This window comes from Fodinibius sp. (assembly GCF_041642155.1).
Taxonomy (GTDB): domain Bacteria; phylum Bacteroidota; class Rhodothermia; order Balneolales; family Balneolaceae; genus Fodinibius.
Genome location: NZ_JBEPWZ010000320.1, coordinates 1 through 3,259, shown reverse-complemented (window position 1 = coordinate 3,259; position 3,259 = coordinate 1). Strand labels below are relative to the sequence as shown.

Genomic DNA, 3,259 nt, shown 5'->3' with positions numbered 1-3,259 from the left:
GCAATACCGTGATCGGATTTGATCATGAGGACCGTCCGGTAGTTACCTATCACAAATTCGATGCGGAGGGACATACCCAGGTCTATAATGCCCGGAGCGAAGAGAACGGCTGGCAGATTTACCAGGCGACTGACTGGGATTTCCGCTGGGATTTCGGTGGACGCGGATCGATCAATAACAGGGTGGGGGTCTATCCGGTACAACCCGAGGGCGACCGGCTGGTCCAGCGGTTTTGGATTGACACGGTGGGGGTACAAAGGTATGTGCTGAATAAATCGGATCTGAAAGCTGGTGAACAACTGAGAGTTGATCATACATACCCGGCATATCTGGATAGTGTCCGTGCGGATCATCCGGAAATGCAGGTGAACAGGGTTACCAATAAATCCGGTGAAGCGTATTACCTGTTGCGCTGGGAGTCACTGAACCGAAACCGCGACCGGCCCCGCGAAGAACCGATACCCGCCGCCCAACCGCTGAAACTGTATCATGTGGTAAAAGAGTGATATGTTGTTTTAGCTCCTATTTCTCACATAGATGTATGGTATATTGTTGCTTTGGGAGTAATTTACGGCTCTAACGAAGTCCCTTGAAAGTGATGTTACCAGATTGAAAATTACATTGCGTGGATGAGTGATTTGTGGCATAATAGATCTTTCGGGCCTACACAAAATAAATAATAGTATTATGAAAAATATCAATAGCATAACACGTTGGCTGGCAGCGGGACTGGCTTTTGTTGCTTGTTTCAGTGCGGAAACCGCCTGGGCGCAAAATGATCAAGACCGCATCCAGCCCTGGGAGGAGAACTCCTATTACTGGCAGTACAAGGGAGAACCCGTGCTTTTATTAGGGGGATCGAAGGATGACAACTTGTTTCAGATCCCCGGGTTGAGGGAACACCTGGAGGAGATTTCCGAGGCCGGGGGCAACTATATCCGCAATACCATGAGTGACCGCCCCATGGATGGCGAACGTCCGGGCAGCGGCTTTGTGGAATATCCTTTTAAACAGCTGGATAACGGGAAATATGACCTGGATCAATGGAATGAAGAATACTGGAAGCGTTTTGAACAGATGCTGCGGTGGACCTCCGAAAGGGATATCATCGTGCAGATTGAAATCTGGGACCGGTTTGACTATTCCCGCGATAACTGGCCGCCGCACCCGTACAATCCCCGGAATAATATCAACTACAGCTATGAAGAGTCGGGATTTCAGCCGGAGTATCCCGAGCACCCGGGGGCGAATGAGCAGCCGTTCTTTTTTACCACCCCCGAACAGCGGCATAATGAGATCGTCCTGCAGTACCAGCAGAAGTTCGTAAGCAAGCTGCTGGATTACGCCCTGGAATACCCCAATGTCTTGTATTGCATGGACAACGAGACCTCCGGCGAAGAAGCCTGGGCGGTGTACTGGGCGGAGTTTGTCCGCCAGCGGGCCGAACAGGAAAACAAGTCCGTGTACCTGACCGAAATGTGGGACGACTGGGATCTGACGGCAGAAGAACACCGGCGCACACTCGATCACCCGGAGCGGTTTGATTTTGTGGATGTCTCCCAGAACAACCACCAGAGGAATGAAACGCACTGGCAGAATTTTCTGTGGGTGCGGGACTATATCAGCGACCATCCCCGCCCCATTAACAGCGTAAAAATTTATGGAGCCGATGACGGCCGGCACGGCGGAGATAATATCGACGCGGTGGAAAAAATGTGGCGGCTCATATTTGCCGGCGCAGCTTCCGCCCGCTTCCACCGGCCCAGCTCCGGCATTGGTCTCAGTGGCCTGGCTAAAACACAGCTTCGCAGTGCGCGCATGTTGTTAGAGGAGTTCAATATTTTCGAAGCACGTCCCGATACCGGACACAGTCTTTTATCCGGTCGCGAAGAAGACGAGGCATATCTCAGTTATATAGAGGATGAACACTATGCCGTCTTTTTTACCGGCGGGGGCGAAGTGGAGCTACAGCTTCCGGAGAATGGTCGCCGGTGGCAGGTCCGCTGGCTCGATATATCCAAAAGGCAGTGGGTCCGCCATCAGGCCGTATCCCAACAAAAGGTCTCGCTGCGAGCTCCCGGCGACGGACCGTGGGTCGCTTTTATCAGTAAGGGAATGGAAGAGTAACAAGGCCAGGAGGTGGATTAAAGGAGGAATGGGACAATCCATCGGGCGGCTGATTCTGACGTCCGGTGGTATTCCGCAGTTGCCTGTCTGCATTCCCGGATCCGGACCACTTTCAGCTTGCTTGTTAAATGCAGCGAATCCGTGGGAACTATATTGATTTATACGGAAAAAATGCGGTTACTGTAAGAGGGCTTTGGTGGGGCCGGGTTAGCTCTGCTACACATATTGCTTAACCTCAGGTCATATACAAATTCATAATAAACTGAAATAATGATGCTCCGTAATCGCTTTTTGCCACCCATATTTTCAATCCTGGTATGTTTAATACTTGGTTCAGGAATAGGGATAACCACCCAGGCGCAACCCTCTTCTAACGGAGAGCGTCCCAATATCCTGATTTTTGTCGCCGACGATGCGGGGTGGCGGGATTTCGGCGCGTATGGCAATGAGGTTATCCAGACCCCGAACATCGACCAGCTGGCCTCCGGCGGGCTGTTGTTTGAGCAGGCGTTCCTGACGACCCCCCAGTGCAGTCCCTCTCGCATTTCCATCCTGACCGGCCGGTACCCGCACGCCACGGGGGCGGAGGACCTGCATATGCCGCTTCCGGAGGGCAGCCGGATCTTGCCCGGGTACCTGTCAGACGAAGGTTACTACACCGGACACATGAAAAAGACGCACTACGGTCCGCACGCCGATGCCCAGTTCGACTGGTATAGCGAGGAGCTCTCCGGGGCATTCCCCGATTTTTTGGAGGCCTCCGGCGAGGATTCCTTTTTCCTGTGGGTGGGATTTTCCGATCCCCACCGTCCCTATGAGGATGCCCCCGCCCGTCATTCGCCCGAAGAGGTAAAGGTACCGCCGTACCTGGCGGATACCCCGCAGACCCGTGCCGACCTGGCCCGCTATTACGATGAAATTGCCCGGATGGACGGGCAGATCGGGCGGTTTATGGAGGAATTGGAGGAGCGAGGCCAAGCCGAAAATACCCTGGTCATCTTTCTGAGTGACAACGGGGCGCCCTTCCCGCGGGCTAAGGGGACGGTCTATGATGCGGGGGTGCGAACGCCACTGATATTCCACTGGCCGGAGCGCGTTGAGGCGGGCAGCCGATACGGGGGGCTGACCAGCG

3 protein-coding genes are annotated in these 3,259 nt (G+C 53.9%); all 3 read left to right on the top strand.

Features of this window, described 5'->3' with window-relative positions; translation table 11 throughout:
• Positions 1-506, top strand: a 506-nt coding sequence (locus ACESLU_RS13375; RefSeq protein WP_372639130.1) for a BNR-4 repeat-containing protein, incomplete at its 5' end; no start/stop codon positions are given.
• A gap of 181 nt (positions 507-687) precedes the next feature.
• Entirely contained in the window at positions 688-2,127 is a 1,440-nt protein-coding gene (locus ACESLU_RS13370; RefSeq protein WP_372639129.1) for a hypothetical protein, read from the top strand.
• Positions 2,128-2,397: 270 nt separating this feature from the next.
• Positions 2,398-3,259: sulfatase (locus ACESLU_RS13365; protein WP_372639128.1), on the top strand; the 862-nt coding region annotated here is incomplete at its 3' end.